The 17,049-nt window shown below is 57.1% G+C and carries 12 protein-coding genes; 11 read left to right on the top strand and 1 reads right to left on the bottom strand.

What is annotated here, in order from left to right; all coding sequences use genetic code 11:
* Positions 1 to 216: 216 nt before the first annotated feature.
* The 4 genes from ACWGS9_RS24480 to ACWGS9_RS24495 all read left to right on the top strand — a co-directional run bounded on the left by ACWGS9_RS24480 (position 217) and on the right by ACWGS9_RS24495 (position 5,537).
* On the top strand, positions 217 to 1,800 hold the full coding sequence (locus ACWGS9_RS24480) for an ABC transporter substrate-binding protein (RefSeq protein WP_454507671.1): 1,584 nt from the start codon (positions 217 to 219) through the stop codon (positions 1,798 to 1,800).
* Positions 1,801 to 1,812: 12 nt separating this feature from the next.
* Positions 1,813 to 2,769, top strand: a complete 957-nt coding sequence (locus ACWGS9_RS24485; RefSeq protein ID WP_454507672.1) for an ABC transporter permease — start codon at positions 1,813 to 1,815, stop codon at positions 2,767 to 2,769.
* Positions 2,770 to 2,890: 121 nt separating this feature from the next.
* Positions 2,891 to 3,655, top strand: coding sequence for an ABC transporter permease (locus tag ACWGS9_RS24490; RefSeq protein WP_454507673.1), 765 nt, complete (start codon positions 2,891 to 2,893; stop codon positions 3,653 to 3,655).
* 202 nt (positions 3,656 to 3,857) lie between these two features.
* Positions 3,858 to 5,537, top strand: coding sequence for an ABC transporter ATP-binding protein (locus tag ACWGS9_RS24495; RefSeq protein ID WP_454507730.1), 1,680 nt, complete (start codon positions 3,858 to 3,860; stop codon positions 5,535 to 5,537).
* Between the two features lie 118 nt (positions 5,538 to 5,655).
* Here the strand turns inward: ACWGS9_RS24495 and ACWGS9_RS24500 are convergent, their stop codons facing one another.
* The gene (locus ACWGS9_RS24500) at positions 5,656 to 6,576 is read right to left on the bottom strand and encodes a LysR substrate-binding domain-containing protein (RefSeq protein ID WP_454507674.1); all 921 of its coding nucleotides are present in this window, start codon (positions 6,574 to 6,576) and stop codon (positions 5,656 to 5,658) included.
* A 332-nt stretch (positions 6,577 to 6,908) separates the two neighbouring features.
* Here ACWGS9_RS24500 and ACWGS9_RS24505 point away from each other — a divergent pair, with 332 nt between their 5' ends.
* The 7 genes from ACWGS9_RS24505 (at position 6,909) to pcaF (ending at position 16,738) form a co-directional block, all read left to right on the top strand.
* Positions 6,909 to 8,366: an NAD-dependent succinate-semialdehyde dehydrogenase gene (locus ACWGS9_RS24505; protein WP_454507675.1), complete on the top strand. Its 1,458-nt coding sequence runs from the start codon at positions 6,909 to 6,911 to the stop codon at positions 8,364 to 8,366.
* A gap of 396 nt (positions 8,367 to 8,762) precedes the next feature.
* Positions 8,763 to 9,941 (top strand): acyl-CoA dehydrogenase family protein, encoded by a 1,179-nt coding sequence (locus ACWGS9_RS24510; protein ID WP_454507676.1) that lies wholly within the window; start codon positions 8,763 to 8,765, stop codon positions 9,939 to 9,941.
* Entirely contained in the window at positions 9,938 to 11,185 is a 1,248-nt protein-coding gene (locus tag ACWGS9_RS24515) for a CaiB/BaiF CoA transferase family protein (protein WP_454507677.1), read from the top strand. Before ACWGS9_RS24510 ends, ACWGS9_RS24515 begins: the two co-directional genes overlap by 4 nt.
* Positions 11,124 to 12,305, top strand: coding sequence for an acyl-CoA dehydrogenase family protein (locus tag ACWGS9_RS24520; protein WP_454507678.1), 1,182 nt, complete (start codon positions 11,124 to 11,126; stop codon positions 12,303 to 12,305). Before ACWGS9_RS24515 ends, ACWGS9_RS24520 begins: the two co-directional genes overlap by 62 nt.
* 64 nt (positions 12,306 to 12,369) lie before the next feature.
* Entirely contained in the window at positions 12,370 to 13,377 is a 1,008-nt protein-coding gene (locus ACWGS9_RS24525; RefSeq protein ID WP_454507679.1) for an NAD(P)H-dependent flavin oxidoreductase, read from the top strand.
* A 72-nt stretch (positions 13,378 to 13,449) separates the two neighbouring features.
* The gene (locus ACWGS9_RS24530; RefSeq protein ID WP_454507680.1) at positions 13,450 to 15,531 is read left to right on the top strand and encodes a 3-hydroxyacyl-CoA dehydrogenase NAD-binding domain-containing protein; all 2,082 of its coding nucleotides are present in this window, start codon (positions 13,450 to 13,452) and stop codon (positions 15,529 to 15,531) included.
* A gap of 1 nt (position 15,532) precedes the next feature.
* The gene (gene pcaF / locus ACWGS9_RS24535) at positions 15,533 to 16,738 is read left to right on the top strand and encodes a 3-oxoadipyl-CoA thiolase (RefSeq protein WP_454507681.1); all 1,206 of its coding nucleotides are present in this window, start codon (positions 15,533 to 15,535) and stop codon (positions 16,736 to 16,738) included.
* Positions 16,739 to 17,049: the final 311 nt, after the last annotated feature.

The raw sequence follows: 17,049 nt of genomic DNA on the forward strand, positions 1-17,049 counted from the left end.
TGGCCCCGGCCTGGGTATCGAAGTCGACGAAACCCTCCTCGGGGAGCCTGTGGCGGTCCTTGAATGAAATTGAACGTTGTAAGAACTCGCCTTTCTTTACCAGTACATGCGTTCGCCGAAGTTCGGCGGCTGGATAACGCCAATAACAAACAAAGTTGACCGCGCGGACGATCTAGAGATCAGCTGCACTCATAACGAACTGAAAGGGGAATTGAGATGCAAGAACATAATAACTCCCAGAAACACTCAGTCAGCCGGAGGCGTTTTATACAATGCGCCGCAGCTGTGGGAGCGCTAGCGATCGGCTCGTCAGGTTCGATTCGTGCGGCAATGGCACAAAACGCGGTTGCAAAGAAGGGAGGCCATTTCAAGATCGGCGTCGCAGACGGTTCTACGACCGACACATTAGATCCCGCCACCTGGGCAAGCTCATTCGCGGAGACATACGGACATAGTCTGCACGGCTATCTTACTGAACTGGATCCAGATGGCAACCTTGTCGGTGAACTTGCTGAAGCCTGGGAGCCATCGAAGGACGCCAAGACGTGGACCTTTAAGCTTCGGAAGAGCGTCGAGTTCCACAACGGCAAGACTTTGAGTGCCGAAGATGTCATCGCGTCCATCAATCACCACCGGGGCGAAAAGTCCAAGTCCGGCGCGAAAACGATCGTCGACCCGATCGAGGACATTCGCTCGGATGGCCAGCAAACGGTTACAATCGTTCTGAAACAAGGGAACGCAGACTTTCCCTACCTCCTCGAAGATTATCACCTGGCCATCATGCCCTCCAAGGATGGCAAGCCGGATACGTCGGGCGTCGGTGCTGGTGGCTACGTACTCGATGCCACTGATTTCGGTATCAAGGCTTCGTCCAAGCGGTTTGCAAACTATTGGAAGCCGAACGCAGCTTGGTTCGATTCATTTGAAATCTTAGCGATTCACGACGTCGCCGCCCGAACGAATGCGTTGTCGACAGGCCAGATCCATGCGATGGACAAGTGCGACCTGAAGACCCTTCACCTTCTCGAACGCAACAAAAACGTGAAGATCACATCGTTGACGGGAACCCAGCATTACCAGTTCCCGATGCTTGTTGATGTTGCCCCCTTCAACAATGTCGATGTCCGTTTGGCGTTAAAATATGCCGTCAACCGCAAACAGCTTCTCGACACGGTTCTGAATGGATACGGGCAGCTAGGCAACGACCATCCGATATCCCCTACAAATCGCTTCTTTGCAAAGGACATTCCGCAGCGTGAATTTGACCCGGACAAGGCCAAGTTTCACTTGAAGAAGGCTGGTGTATCGGACCTAAAAGTGAACCTGTCTGCGGCAGATTCGGTGTTCACCGGCGCGGTCGATGCGGCCGTCATCTACCAACAGGATGCAGCTAAGGCAGGAATTGCTATCAACGTCGTCCGGGAGCCCAGTGACGGCTATTGGAACAATGTCTGGATGAAGAAGCCCTGGTGCACAACCTACTGGGCCGGTCGTCCGACGGCAGACTGGATGTTTTCCCAGGTGTACGCGGCAGATGCCGTGTGGAACGAGACGCACTGGAAGAACCCCCGCTTCAACGAGCTCTTGGTGGCAGCAAGGGGCGAACTCGACGACGCAAAACGGCGCGATATGTATACAGAAATGCAGTTGCTATGCAGAGATGATGGCGGCACCGTCATCCCGCTGTTTGCCAATTATGTGAGTGCCCTGTCCGCAAAAGTCGGGCACAACAAGATTGCCTCGAATTGGGAATGGGACGGGTACCGCTGTGCGGAACGGTGGTGGTTCGCCGACGTTTAGAGGCTGTGACTTATGACAGCGGTATCAAAAGTGATCGGTCAGCGCGTCGCTCTGGGCGCGCTGACGCTATGGATCGTTTCCCTCGTCATCTTCGCTGGGATACAGTTTCTTCCAGGCGACGTCGCAACCGAGATCCTGGGACAGTCAGCAACGCCAGAAACAGTGGCCGCGTTCCGCAAGAGCCTCGGGCTCGATGTACCTTTCTATCTACGTTACATCTACTGGCTTTGGGACATATTCCACGGACACTTCGGAACGGCACTCGCCAGCGGCAGAGATATATCTGAACTCATTCGTCCTCGACTATTTAACACGTTGATCCTTGCAGCCAGCGCTGCAACGATCTCTGTTCCATTGGCTTTGTTTGGAGGAATTATCGCGGCGCTCTACAGGAACACCTTTGTCGATCGCGTGATTAATGTCGTTAGCCTGACTTGGATTTCTTTCCCAGAGTTTTTCGTCGCTTACATCCTCGTCTTGATCTTCGCCGTCCATGCCGGCATTCTTCCAAGTCTTTCCGATGTTGACTCCAGCACCAGTGTAATTGGGCGTTTAGCTGCCATCGCGCTTCCAGCCCTTACCCTCGCCGTTGTGGTGATGGCTCACATGATGAGGATGACACGCACCTCGATCGTAACACTGCTCGGACACCAGTATATCGAGACGGCACGCCTAAAGGGCGTTCCAGAATGGAGAATACTTGTCAGGCATGCACTGCCCAACGCGCTGGCACCTATTGCCAATGTCGTCGTGCTGAATTTAGCCTATCTTATTACCGGTGTGGTTGTTGTCGAAGTAGTGTTTGTATATCCGGGTCTCGGGCAGCTCATCGTTGATTCAGTTCAAAAGAGAGACATCCCCGTTGTCCAAGCCTGCAGCCTTGTCTTTGCCGCTACGTATGTCCTGTTAAATTTAACAGCTGATGTGTTGGCGATCATCGTTAACCCACGGCTAATGCACCCGAAATGATTCCGGTTCGGCAAGAAAGCGACGAGGAATGACATTTTTGCTACCGCATGGGGCTATAGGGTCCAGCGCCCGAAAATTCGCCTCTATACCATTGAGTGCGAAGATCGGGATGGCCGTCATAATGCTTTATCTGCTGGCCGCACTCCTTGCTCCCTATCTGGCCCCGTACGCAGAGGCGGATATAGTAGGAAGCCCGTTTGAACCATGGAGTCCTCAGTTCTTGCTTGGCACGGACAATCTAGGAAGGGACGTATTCACGAGGCTTTTGTTCGGCGCCCGCAATACAATCGGCATTGCGCTAATCACTACTCTTTTAGCTTTCACGATTGGAGGGGTCGCCGGATTGGCGGCCGCCACGTTCGGAAGCTGGACCGATCAGATCCTGTCCCGCTTTATCGACGTGCTGATGTCGATCCCACAGCTGATTTTTGCGCTCCTTCTTCTCTCTATTTTTGGCACTTCCATTCCAACACTGATCATTGTGATAGCCATTTTGGACTCTACGCGCGTTTTTCGGCTAACGAGGGCGGTGGCGATCAACGTGGCAGTGTTAGATTACGTGGAGGCGGCCAGACTTCGCGGGGAAGGGCCTGTCTGGATCATGGGGCGTGAGATTTTGCCAAATGTCGCTCCGACCTTGATCGCTGAGTTCGGACTCCGGTTCTGTTTCGTTTTCTTGCTTATCAGCGGGCTTTCCTTTCTTGGCCTTGGAATCCAGCCTCCGACGGCCGACTGGGGTTCGATGGTACGAGAAAGCGCGACATTGATAACTTATGGCGATATTACTCCACTGCTACCTGCCGGTGCGATTGCACTCTTGTCAGTGGGCATCAATCTCGTCGTGGACTGGCTGCTTCATCGGGCAAGTGGATTGAAGGAGGATTGAGGAAGGTAGGCTCAACTGGTCGTGGCGGCGACCCGCACAGGGGTGGAGCCGCCTCCGTTGGCAGCCAAGCTTTTCATGCCTGCTTGGCGGAACTCCAGATTGACATCTTTAAGCGTCGGACCAGCTTCGGATGTTTTATCCGCGACTGCAAGCCATTGAGAGTAAGGGAACCCCATTGTTGAGCAACATCGCATATTCAAGCGTGCCAGTTGGAGCCACGACCGAGCGGAAGAAAGAAGGTGTCGATTGTGAGCCGCTGCTTCAGATACGCAATCTACGTATCGAGGCGAGTGTCAACATCCCAGGGGAGCCTTCAAGGGACATCACACTTGTTAATGACGTGTCTCTGTCACTCAAACGCGGAAGGGTCTTGGGCCTGATAGGGGAGTCGGGTGCCGGAAAGTCGACCATTGGTCTGGCCCGTATGGGCTACGGCCGCGGTGGAGTGAGGATCACGGGCGGTGAGGTTATTCTCAACCAACGTAATATCCTGAACAGCGGTAAGGATGGATTGCGGATGGTTCGTGGCCGAGAGGTCTGCTATGTCTCGCAATCGGCGGCCGCAGCGTTCAACCCAGCGCATAGGCTGATGGATCAGGTTATAGAAGCAGCGGTGCTCCACGGCAGGGCAACGCGCTGCGAGGCCGAACTACGAGCGGTTGCCTTGTTCAAGAAGCTTGGCCTTCCGGATCCCGAGACCATTGGCCAACGTTTTCCCCATCAAGTCTCCGGTGGCCAACTGCAACGCGTGATGACTGCCATGGCTCTTTGTTCCGAGCCTGACCTGATTGTCTTCGACGAGCCGACGACGGCGCTCGATGTCACCACGCAAATTGATGTGCTTGCTGCCATTCGTGATGCTATTCTGGATAGCGGTGTCGCGGCGCTGTACATCACGCATGACTTGGCCGTGGTGGCGCAGGTGGCGGACGAGATAATGGTCCTGCGCAACGGGAAGCTCGTAGAGCGGGGAAGCACGGTCCAAATCATCAAAACTCCCCGAGAGGCGTACACTCGCGCGCTCGTTTCAGTGCACCACATCGAACACGAGCAGAAGGATATTGGATCACGCCCCGTGCTTGCAGTCAGCGGCGTGACAGCGGGCTACGGAAACGGAACGATCAGGATTCTACGCAATGTTTCCCTCGATCTTCAGCCAGGCCAGACGCTCGCGGTGGTCGGCGAATCCGGATCAGGAAAATCGACACTCGCCCGCGTCATAACCGGATTGCTGCCGGCGCTGGTCGGACGAATCCAGTTCAATGGTCACGAGCTCCCTCGCCAGCTAGCAGAGAGGTCGAAGGAAGATCTCCGCCAGCTTCAGATGATCTATCAAATGGCAGATATTGCCATGAACCCCCGCCAGACAGCCGCAACGATTATCGGTCGACCGCTTGAGTTCTACTTTGGCATGCGCGGCAAAGAGCGGGATCTCCGCGTGGCGGAGCTGCTGGAAAAAACTGAGCTGGGCCAAGGCTTTGCCAGTCGGTACCCTGCAGAGATGTCAGGTGGACAAAAGCAGCGAGTTTGCATTGCCAGAGCATTGGCCGCGAGACCGAAGCTGATCATCTGCGACGAAGTAACGTCGGCCTTGGATCCATTAGTGGCCAATGGGATCTTAAAGCTACTGTTGAAGCTGCAGAAGGACGACGGTATAGCTTATCTGTTTATCACCCACGACCTTGCCACCGTAAAATCTATTGCCGATGCCATGTTGGTCATGTATCGCGGCGAAGTGGTTCGCTGTGGGCCGAAGGACCAGGTACTACGACCGCCTTTCGATCCTTATACTGAACTCCTGCTCGCTTCCGTTCCACAGGCAGAGGTCGGGTGGCTGGCGGAGGCGATCAGCGCAAGGCGGATGGAGAGCGCGGGAAACTAACCGTCGATTGCGGGCATGCCCGTCAGGATGCATTGGCCCCGGCCTGCGGCGGTCACAAGCAGCTTGGGCGGTGTCGAAGGCTTGACTGGGTTCGTGGCTGGTGTGCGCAATTGCCGCCTCAATCTACCGGCTCGCTTGGCAGGAACGGATTCTCTGCCTTGGCCGCTGCGGCTAACCAGGTACTGAAGGTACGCACGTTCCGCGCGCTCCACGAGCGGGCCGGCGCCACCAGGAAGTAAGTCATCCCCGTAAAAGTCGGTTCCTTAAATACCTGCACCAGAGCACCCCGAGCTAGTGCAAGATCCACAAATGGACGACGCCCGATGGCGATCCCCATATTTTGTTGGGCTGCCTGCAGCGCCGCTGAGCGCGTATCAACTTCTAGCCAATGCCCGACGTCGCCGAGCGAAACGTTGTTTTGCTCCATCCAGATCCGCCACTCGTCCGGTGCCGAAGCGCAATAGATAAGCGGTTGCGACAACAGGTCGGATGCTTGGTTGATGGGTCCGCGTCGCGCAAGAAACGCGCCCGAACAAACTGGGGTGATTGTCTCCTGGATGAGGGCGATCGATTTATAGGCGCCAGAGGGCTCAACCCCATATTGGAAGGCAAGATCTATGTCGCTGCCGGACAGGTCCACTTTTTCGGGGCTCGTTACAAGGGTGACGGATATCTCAGGGTACTGTTCGGCAAATCTTGCCAGCAGAGGTACCATCCAGAGCTCTGCGAGAGATGGAAACAGGTTTATCGAAATCCGCCCCGTCCGCCGAGCCTTCGAGACCTTGACCATCGCCGCCTCGAGCATGTCCAAAATATCTCGCAACTCGGTCGCCAGCTGTGCCCCCGCCTTGGTGATCCTAAGGCGGTTGTCGGATTTGATCAGCAGCTTGGTTCCAACGTGGCTTTCGAACGACTTAACTTGATGGCTAATCGCGCTGGCAGATATGCCTAGTTCGTCGCCGGCCGCCTGGAGGTTACCGTGACGAGCAAGGGCCTCGAAGGCGCGGATCGCGGCAAATGGCGGAATTTTGCGTCCCATTGACTTATGTGCTCCCTGCGCCCGCTTCGATGCGCATTTCGTGTAAGTATATTAGTCGAAGGCGATAGCGCAAAATCGACAGGCGAATCGTGCCGCGCGCTCTCGACCGCTCGCGGAATACAACCATGAAGCTCTAACGAGGCATATTTCGTGCATGTCCGCCGTTCTATGCAAGGTACCTGAGCGCTATTGCCCGCACTTTTGCGCGATGGGGGAATTGGCGTCACCTTGGCCGGCTGCCCTGCCGTGCTGGATATGCGGCAAATATCTAAACACCGCTGCAATTCTATTCAATTGAACGGGCCCTGCGTAAAGCAGATGAGCATCTTTCGATGCGGGACCTGGCAAAGGTACAGATTATGGGAAAAGCTACTGCGGAGTATCCGGACACAAAGCTCTACATCGGTGGACGCTGGCAATCCGGCAGAGATGAAATTGAAATCGTCGCCCCCGCCACAGGAGATGTGGTTGGCCGTTGCGCCGTCGCAGGCACAGCAGAGCTGAATGAAGCAGTCGCCGCAGTCCAAAGCGGGTTCCGAATATGGGCTGCTACGCCCGCCCATGAGCGGGCCGTCATTTTGCGGCGTGCAGCTGAGATCCTCGATGCCCGCGCTCAGTCGGTAGGTGGGCATATCTCAATCGAACAGGGCAAGCCAATGCAGGAGGCGGTGGCCGAGGTTCACTATTCGGGCGAAGTCTTGCGGTGGAACGCCGGGGAGGCGGAACGGCTATACGGCAGAGTAATTCCGGCACGGCAACCTGGGGAACGCCTGATGGTGCTTCCGGAGCCGATTGGTCCCGTTCTCGCTTTGACCCCATGGAATTTCCCGATCTATCAGCCAGTAGCAAAACTGGCCCCGGCGTTGGCGGCGGGCTGCTCGGTGATTGTGAAGCCCGCAGAAGAGACACCCGCCGGTGCCGCAGCTTTGACCAAGGCGTTGCACGATGCTGGGCTTCCCTCTGGAGCACTTAACATGGTGTTCGGCAATCCTGACGAGATCTCGAGCCTCCTGATATCGTCGCCGGAAATTCGTAAAGTTTCATTCACCGGGTCTGTCGCTATCGGGCGCTTGATAGGCGCAAGGGCCGGACAGGCTCTCAAGAAGGTTACCTTGGAGCTGGGCGGGCATGCGCCGGTGATCGTTTGTCCAGATGCTGACCCCGTGGTCACGGCGCAACTTTCCGCAGAGCACAAGTTCCGCAATGCAGGGCAGGTCTGTGTCTCGGCCAGCCGCTTCATCGTGCATCGTTCGATTTCAGACAGGTTCACCAATGCGTTTGTGGAAGCAACCAACATGCGGGCGATTGGGCCGCTCATTAATGCGCGGAGGCTAGCGGCAGTGGACGATTTGGTTCGCGAAGCCGTCAGTTCCGGCGCAGTCATCGCTGCTGGTGGGAAGAAGGGATCACAACCTGGATATCACTATCCTCCGACTGTTCTGCGAAATGTTCCTCGGCGTGCTCGCATTATGCGGGAAGAACCGTTCGGGCCCATTGCAACAATCTGCACCTACGACGACTTGGACGAAGCCCTCGAACTTGCCAACGGGCTGCCGTTCGGGCTCGCGGCCTATGCGTTCACAGGTTCCAGCGATGTGGCAGAGCGCCTAATAGATGGTCTAGAAGCGGGCATCGTGCAGATCAACAGCTTCGGATCCGTTTATCCTGAAACGCCGTTTGGGGGAATCAAAGACAGTGGCTTTGGGAGCGAGAATGGAACAGAGGGCATTCAAGGCTATCTTCACACAAAATACGCGGCACTGACACGCCTCCCGAGAGGGGCCCTTTAGCGCGAGTGGGGCGTGCTCGTGAACTAAAGCAGAGGATCGGCTGAAGGCACTCGACGACACTTTTCGGCAACCGCGCTGGCTGAAGATCGCTATTAGCTGGGCGAGATATGGCCGTCACACCAAAGGAAATGCTATGCAGTTTTGTCGATCTGCTTTGAGCGAATTGGCTGATAAAGCTGCTAGCTCGAACCGGCTGCGATGAGACAACCTATTCACATTGCATGCCGATCCGCTGTCAGTCATCTGCGCTCTGCTTAATTTCAGGAACGGCATTTCAGATCAGTTCAAAGGCCTTGTTTTTTTTTCAATTTCGAGAGCTGAGCTCGACGCGTATGGGTTGGCTAGCAGGCTGATCCGCCTGCCGACAAAGACGCGTCACGAGGAGCTCAGCGGCGAATGCACATCATTCCTACAGAAGACGAAGCCGCCGAGCTGCGTGATCGCGTACTCGATTTTTGCCGGGAGACGATCCCGGCAACGGTTCGAGGGTTGGAGCGCCAGGGGACTATGAGTGACGGTGACTCAGGTCCTTTCTTCAAGGCGTTGGGTACCGCAGGCTGGATCGGGCGGCACTGGCCTGAAAGATATGGGGGCCGTGGCGCAAGTCACCTCGAGACGGCGATCATCGATGAGGCGCTGGGTTACGCCCGAGCCCCACTTTCAGCCTATCTGCTTTCAGTGAAGGTTTTCGGCAACTCTTTGTTGCTGTTCGGCAACGATGAGCAGAAGAGCAAATACCTCCCCATGATCACTGCGGGCGAGGCAATGTTCTGCCAAGGATTTTCAGAGCCAATGGCTGGGTCGGACTTTGGCTCGTTGCGCACAACCGCCGTCCGTGCCGGTGACGAATATATCGTCAATGGCCACAAAATATGGACCTCCTCGGCGGAGGTCGCAACACACATGTATCTGGCCGCGCGAACCGATCCGAACGCCGTAAAGCATCGTGGGATCAGCCTCTTCGTACTCGACATGAAGACACCGGGTGTCACCGTCAATAGCTTCGCTACATTGGGCGGCGGTGTCTTGAACGAAGTTTTCCTGAGCGATGTTCGAATCCCTGCTGAAAATCTGCTGGGTGAGGAAAACCGCGGTTTCCATCAGGCCATGCGCAGCCTTGATCTGGAACGTTCGTGCATGGATAGGGTCGGTGCGGCGCGACTTTCCTTGGACCGACTGGTTGAGTATGTCGCCCAAGAGGGCAGCGATCGCGGGAATGGACGTCTCGCTGAAGTTAAAATGGTCCAGGAGAAGATTGGTGAGCTCCGGACGAAGCTCCAAGTTGCCCGTAGTTTCGGCTACTTGATTGCGCGCAATTTAGATGCAGGGAAGGGGGCTAGTGCGGAGTTCTCCTTCGGGAAGCTCTATGTCGGCTTGCTTACTCAGGCAATTGCCGACGCAACTGTCGACATCGTCGGGACCTTGGCTCAATTCGAGTACGGATCCGACTTGGCGATATTCGACGGCCTTTTCCCGGCGGTTTTCCGCGCCTCTCCGGCGCTTACCCTGGCCGGCGGCTCGAGTGAAATCCAGCGTGGAGTGATCGCCACGCGCGGTCTGGGGTTGCCGAAATGAAATTGTCAGGGCCGCTTAACGGCATCCGCGTCGTCGATTTTTCGGGGTACATTGCCGGCCCATTCTGCACTCAGTTACTGGGTGACATGGGCGCGGACGTCATCAAGGTGGAACCACCCGCTGGCGAGCAATGGAGGGCGCAAGATCCGTTTGCTCCCGGGTTCAGCAAGAGTTTCGTAGCTCTTAATCGCAATAAGCGCTCAATCGTCCTAGACCTGAAAACGGATGAGGGCCTCAGGACCGCAAAGGCGCTGATCACGTCGGCGGACGTTATGGTCCACAATTACCGACCAGGCGTCGCTGAACGCTTGGGGATCGGTTACAGCGCAGCCAAAGAGCTCAACCCACAGCTGATCTATGCGTCGAATTCTGCCTATGGACCTAAAGGTCCCAGAGCCCACCAGGCCGGGTATGACCTTGTAATCCAAGCTGTTTCGGGCTTGATCGCATCAAACCCGAAACCAGATGGCAAGGCACCGCGCCGGTACGCGGGCATCGCCCTAATTGACTTCACTGCCGGGCAAATGTTGGCTTTCGGGGTGCTTTCGGCACTTATCCAGCGGCACCGTACCGGTGTGGGGCAGAAAATCGAGAGCACGCTCATCGAAGCAGCACTCAGCCTTCAACGTCAAAAACTGGTTTCGATCGAAGCGTTGGATGGCCAACATCCCCACAGGTCAATTGGAACGGTTAAGGACCGCATGCACGCGGCCGCCAATCACATGAACGACCTTGTTGAGCGCGAACTCTACTATCGCACTTATGAGACCAGTGATGGCTATGTCACCATCGGCTGCCTGAACATCCCCCAGCGGAAGCACTTCATGTCAATCGTTGGCCTAGACGATCCCTGGTTCGAGAATCCTGACGCGCTCCCACAAAGCGACGAAGAGGACAAAAGCCGCCGGGCTCTGACTGCTTACGCTGAGCTGGAGTTTGTCAAACGCACATCTGCTGCGTGGGTCGAGGCCTTCGAGGCCTGTGGCGTCCCTTGTGCCCCTGTCCAGATGCCCACAGACTTACTGTTCGATGAGCAAGTCGATGCAGGCGGCTACTTCGTTGACTTCACAATGCCCGGATTCGGTCGGGTTCGTACCATGGGCTCCGGCGTGACTATTGATGGCCAACCCAGATGTCACCGTCCCCCACCCACATTGGGACAGCATACCCAAGAGATTCTAGATGAACTCGCTGCTCATCAAACTGCAGCGGCAGCCGCTCATGGAGCTCGACGACATGGATAATAGCGTGAGTGCAGTGGAAGCTTATGAAAGCGCTGTCAGCGTGGCTGACTTTGAGATGATCCGTGAAGTCGCGCAGTCCTTCGTGGTCAAGGAGCTGACCTCCAAGATAGCCCGCCAAGCGGAGAGTGGAGACTGGGCTGCCGCAAATGGCATATGGAAGGCTGTGGGGGAGTTGGGCTGGATCGGCTTGATGGCTCCGGACGCATTCGGTGCTGGCGGTCTGCCACTCGTCACTATGATTGCGGAGGAACTAGCGACAGCGGCCTTTCCGATGCCTTACGCCGAAACGGCAGCGTTTGTCGTACCTGTCTTGGCAAAATTCAATGATGGATCACTCGATGATTTGATACATTCAATCACCACGGGGCTGCTGCTCGTTGCGGTGGCTATGCCTACGAGCGGTCTACCGGGGAAGAGAGAAGACTGTGCTCTGGCATCCCTTCGAGACAACGCTGGTGGCCGCGTTTGGATGGCAGAGCACCTCGACCGCGCCGATGCCGTTCTAATCCCAATACAGACAGATAACGGGGTCGCATTAGCGCTGGTGAAGAAGCCCCCATCCGGATGGGGTGGAGCATGCAATCCTGACTTAGCCAACAATGCCTATCGTACTATGGACTGGGCCTCAGTGGCACAGGGCACAACGACTCTTATTGGCTTGGGTGAATGGACCTGGTCAGATTTGGAAGCAGCGCTTGATGTCCTGCGTGCGGTCATTGCCGCCCAGGTCGTCGGACTGTCACGAGCGGCTATCGAACTTGCCGTCAGCTACGCTAAGGAGAGAGAGGCTTTCGGCGTCCCCATAGGGTCGTTTCAGGCTGTGCAACAGCGGCTTGCCGAGGCGTATATGGAAAATTCCGCCGCTCGTCTCCTCGTGGAAGCTGCTGCCAGCACGCCCACTTCCGCTTATGTTGCGATGGCGTCGATCCAAGCCTGCGAGAGCGGTCGCAAATGCACTTTCGCAGCACAGCAAATCTGGGCCGGCATGGGCTACACGCTGGAAACGGATGTGCAGCTTTTCTTCCGACGTGCTCGCAGCCGGCAGCTCCTGCTTGGATCGCCTTGGCAACAACGCGAAACTGTGTGGCATAAGGCAGCCCAACTCAAATGGGCCGTGTAGGACCAAGCGGCGCGAAAGTATTATTCGTGCTAACATGAAGTAATACGAACCCGAGGCACGGACCGTGTTCCAGACAAACCTGACCAAACTCCTAGGTATTCAGCACCCGATCATATGCGGCGGCATGTTTCGGATTGGGCGTGCTCCGCTCGCCGCAGCTGTCTCCAATGCGGGAGGGCTAGGGATCATTACCTCCGCAACATTCCCTGATCTCGAATCCTTCAGGGATGAGATCAAGACCTTGCGCAAGCTGACGGATATGCCTTTCGGCGTTAACATCAACCTATTTCCAACAGCTCGCAAATATTCGCCCAGTGAGTTTTTGGAAGTTTGTATCGACGAAGGCGTACCAGTTCTGGAAACATCCGGCCAAAATCCGGAGGCATACATTGAAAGAATCAAGAACGCAGGTTTGAAGATCATCCACAAAGTGCCTGCGGCTCAATACGCCATCAAGGCGCAAAGCATTGGCTGCGACGCTGTCGCCGTCGTGGGAAATGAAACCGGCGGCCACCCTGGCATGACCGATGTCAGCACCCTCGTCATGGTGCGCCAGGCAGCAACTCGGATCGACATTCCGATCATTGCCGGTGGTGGGTTTGGTGATGGCGCAGGACTGCTTGCGGCCTTGAGCCTTGGTGCCGACGGCATCGTCATGGGCACGCGTTTTCTTGCCACACGCGAAGCTGGGGCACACCAAGCCGTCAAAGACTGGATGGTCGCGGCGAAAGCTGACGACACTTTGATCGTTCAGAAGTCGATCGGCTCACCGATGCGAGTAGCCAAAAACGACTTAGCAAGCCGCGTCGTGCAGATGGAGGCGCAGGGCGCAAGCTTGGAGGAACTCTTGCCATTGATCACAGGCAGTAGAAACCCCTCTGTTTATTTCGAAGGGAAGCTTGATGATGCGATCTGGTCATGCGGACAAGCTGTCGGCCTGATTACCGACGTGCCCAGCTGTGCTGAACTTATCGACCGAATCATTGCAGAGGCTTCGGAAGCGCTAACTTCGATTAATGCCCAATTGGTTTCAGCGCCTATTCGCAGACAGAGCGCGAGATTGATTGGTTGATGCCAGTGTAGTGGTCACGGCAGAACGCCAAATAGCGATGTAGGTTGTTGTGACCGCACGGAGGTTGAATGAATGGAGCAATCAGCAACACATCAAGCGGTAAGGCTCGAAAAGCAGGGCAGGGTAGGCGTTATCGTTATTGACAACCCGCCAATTAACGCCGGCTCTTTGGACGTGCGCCGGGGAATCTTGAGCGCCGTACGCGCCGTAAATTCCGACCACGATCTTTCGGCCGGTCTCTTGATCGGCGCCGACAAAATGTTCATGGCGGGCTCGGACATTCGCGAATTTGATGCGCCCCTGGAAGATCCGCAGCTTCCTTTAGTCATCGCGGCTATTGAGGAGAGCCATAAGCCCTTTGTCGCGGCCATCGCCGGTGCTGCCCTTGGCGGCGGGTATGAACTCGCATTGGCTTGTGACGGTCGTGTCGCGAGTCCAGAGGCCGTTGTTGGTCTGCCCGAGACAACATTGGGCGTAATCCCAGGTGCGGGCGGTACACAACGCCTACCACGTTTGGTGGGACGAGAGAAGGCGATTGAGCTCGTCTGCGCGGGTGCCCGGGTACCCGCGGCCGAGGCGGTCAAACTCGGCATGGTCGACATGATCGCTCACATTGATCTGAAATCTGAAGCGCTTGAATTCCTGTCAAATCTCCACTTAAGCAAGCGCCGTGTATCGGAAAGACAAGTGCCACACAGCGACCCCGCAGGGATCGAGAAGGCCAAGGTGCAGGCACTGAGAGCAGGGCGCCACAGGCCTCACATCAAGGCGGCCATCGAAGCCATCGAGCAATGCGGCCGCTTGCCCTTTAACGAGGGCTTGGCGGAAGAGAGGGCGGAGTTCCAAAGATTGAGGACAGGCCGGGAAGCTGCCGCCTTGCGGCATCTTTTCTTCGCGGAGCGCAGGGCCCTAAAGACCGCGGCATCAGCTGCGTCGATCGCAAAACCAGTTCAGGTAGTTGCTGTGGTCGGTGGCGGGACGATGGGCGCCGGGATTGCAGTGGCGCTGCTTATGGCTGGCAAAACTGTAATGATCGCTGAAACCACCGGTGAGGCGGCTGCAAGTGCCCGAAACCGAGTACATCAAATATTTCAAAGGCGGCTTGAGCGTGGACGCCTCGCTTCCGAGGAAATGGCGCAACTCCTTTCGCGGATGGATTTCATTACGGATACCGACCGGCTCAGCAAGGCGGATGCGATTATCGAAGCGGTTTTTGAGGACATCGACGCAAAGCGACAGGTCTTCGCGACCCTCGGCCGAGCAGCGAGACCAGACGCGATCCTTCTCACAAACACATCCTATCTGTCGATCGCCGCAATTGCAGCCTCTTCCGGTCGCCCCCAAAATGTGGCTGGCATGCATTTCTTCAGCCCTGCCGAGGTGATGCGGTTGGTTGAGATTGTGCCCCATGTGGACACATCTCTAGATGTGACCGCGTCCGCACTGAGCCTCGCGATGGCTCTCGGGAAACTCCCCGTGCTTTCCAAAGACTCGTTTGGGTTCATCGGTAACCGCATCTTCGCGTCATACCGTCGGCAGTGTGAATTCATGCTCGAGGAAGGTGCTCTTCCCCACGAGATCGACTCTGCACTGGAGGACTTCGGGTTCGCTATGGGACCGTTTGCAGTGGCGGATTTGTCGGGGTTGGATGTCAGCTGGCGAATGCGCCAGGCAACCGCGGCACAGCGGAGAGAAACGGATCGCTATGTGAGAATTCCGGACCAGCTATGCGAGTTAGGTCGATTCGGCCGCAAGACAGGTGCTGGATACTACCGTTACCCTTCCGCAGGAGGACTGGGGGAAGTCGATCCGTTGGTGACCGACCTCATCATCAGGGCGTCGAGCGAAGCCGGACGCGTTCGGCGTCCATTCTGTTCATCAGAAATCGTCAACCGGGCTTTGACGGCGATGGCGAGTGAGGCTGCTTTTGTCATTTCCCAAGGCGTCGCCAAATCGCCCTCGGATATCGACTTAGTTCTGACCAGTGGTTACGGCTTCCCCAAGCACGAAGGCGGGATCCTGTTTTGGGCGCGAAATCAGGATAGGGCCTCGCTAGATGCTGCCTTTGAACTCCTGATCGAAAGCCATGGATCTGATTTTCGGGCTGGACCGGTGTCGGCCCTTTTGCTCGAAGGCGAGAAGACTAGTAGCTAACATGGCCGAGGCTTATATCTGCGACTACATCCGCACGCCGATCGGCCGCTTCGGCGGCGCGCTGTCCTCGGTGCGCGCCGACGACCTCGGCGCCATTCCTCTCAAGGCCCTGGTCGAGCGTAATGCCGGCGTCGACTGGTCGGCCGTCGACGACGTCGTCTATGGCTGCGCCAACCAAGCCGGCGAGGACAACCGCAACGTCGCGCGCATGGCACTGCTGCTTGCCGGCCTCCCCCAGGACATTCCTGGCTCGACCGTCAACCGGCTGTGTGGTTCGGGCATGGATGCCGTCACCATCGCCGCGCGCGCCATCAAGGCCGGCGAGGCCGAGCTAATGATTGCCGGCGGCGTCGAGTCGATGAGCCGCGCGCCCTTCGTCATGCCGAAGGCCGACACCGCCTTTTCGCGCAATGCCGAGATATACGACACCACCATCGGCTGGCGCTTCATCAACCCGCTGATGAAGAAGCAATACGGCGTCGATTCGATGCCGGAGACCGGCGAGAACGTCGCCGAGGAGTTTTCCGTCTCCCGCGCCGACCAGGACGCCTTTGCCGTGCGCAGCCAGGACAAGGCGGTCGCGGCGCAAGCCAACGGCCGGCTGGCGAAAGAGATCACGCCGGTAAGCATCCCGCAGAAAAAGGGCGATGCCGTCGTCGTTTCGAAGGATGAACATCCACGCGCCGGCACGACCATCGAGGCGCTGGCGAAACTGCCGACGCCGTTCCGGCAGGGCGGCACGGTGACCGCCGGCAACGCTTCCGGCGTCAATGACGGCGCCGCCGCCCTCATCATCGCATCCGAGGCAGCGGCGAAGAAGCATGGCCTGACGCCGATCGCCCGCATCCTCGGCGGCGCCGTCGCCGGTGTGGCGCCGCGCATCATGGGCATCGGCCCGGGGCCGGCCGCGAAGAAGCTCTGCGCCCGTCTCGGCCTGACCCCGGACCAGTTCGATGTCATCGAATTGAACGAAGCCTTTGCCTCCCAAGGCGTCGCCGTGCTCCGTGTCCTTGGCATCGCCGAGGATGCGGAGCACATCAATCCGAATGGCGGGGCGATTTCACTTGGTCATCCACTCGGCATGTCAGGGGCTCGCATATCTGGCACGTTGGCGCTTGAGCTGCACGAACGGGGCCGCAGCTACGGACTAGCCGCCATGTGCATCGGCGTCGGCCAGGGCATCGCTGTTGCGATGGAAAGGGTCTGACGACTTTACTCCCTCGAGAGAGACGTTGCACTCGACAGGCACGTCCCCGGAGGTGCTGCTCGGCGGGGTCCAACTTCCCACAGACTTTTAAGTCGTCGTACCTCAAGAGGCGCGCAGCCGACCTAAAAACGTGCATTCTCCTGTCGCGGGCAGCCTGCGGGAGACCGTGGCGGGCCAGGGGCCGTTAACGAGATCGGTCCTGACCGCCGTGGCGCGGCACAACCGTAACCAAGGCCCTCGCCTCATTGCCAATAATTCCGTACTTCTCGGCGCTTTCTGAAGTGGAAACGGCTGAACAGTTATCGAGCGCG

The organism is Mesorhizobium sp. Arg314 (genome assembly GCF_053714275.1).

Coding starts and splice junctions, on each gene's coding strand:
- pcaF (WP_454507681.1), top strand. CDS start 15,533: ATGGCCGAGGCTTATATCTGCGACTACATCCGCACGCCGATCGGCCGC.
- ACWGS9_RS24530 (WP_454507680.1), top strand. CDS start 13,450: ATGGAGCAATCAGCAACACATCAAGCGGTAAGGCTCGAAAAGCAGGGC.
- ACWGS9_RS24480 (WP_454507671.1), top strand. CDS start 217: ATGCAAGAACATAATAACTCCCAGAAACACTCAGTCAGCCGGAGGCGT.
- ACWGS9_RS24500 (WP_454507674.1), bottom strand. CDS start 6,576: ATGGGACGCAAAATTCCGCCATTTGCCGCGATCCGCGCCTTCGAGGCC.
- ACWGS9_RS24515 (WP_454507677.1), top strand. CDS start 9,938: ATGAAATTGTCAGGGCCGCTTAACGGCATCCGCGTCGTCGATTTTTCG.
- ACWGS9_RS24490 (WP_454507673.1), top strand. CDS start 2,891: ATGCTTTATCTGCTGGCCGCACTCCTTGCTCCCTATCTGGCCCCGTAC.
- ACWGS9_RS24505 (WP_454507675.1), top strand. CDS start 6,909: ATGCGGGACCTGGCAAAGGTACAGATTATGGGAAAAGCTACTGCGGAG.
- ACWGS9_RS24510 (WP_454507676.1), top strand. CDS start 8,763: ATGCACATCATTCCTACAGAAGACGAAGCCGCCGAGCTGCGTGATCGC.
- ACWGS9_RS24520 (WP_454507678.1), top strand. CDS start 11,124: ATGAACTCGCTGCTCATCAAACTGCAGCGGCAGCCGCTCATGGAGCTC.
- ACWGS9_RS24485 (WP_454507672.1), top strand. CDS start 1,813: ATGACAGCGGTATCAAAAGTGATCGGTCAGCGCGTCGCTCTGGGCGCG.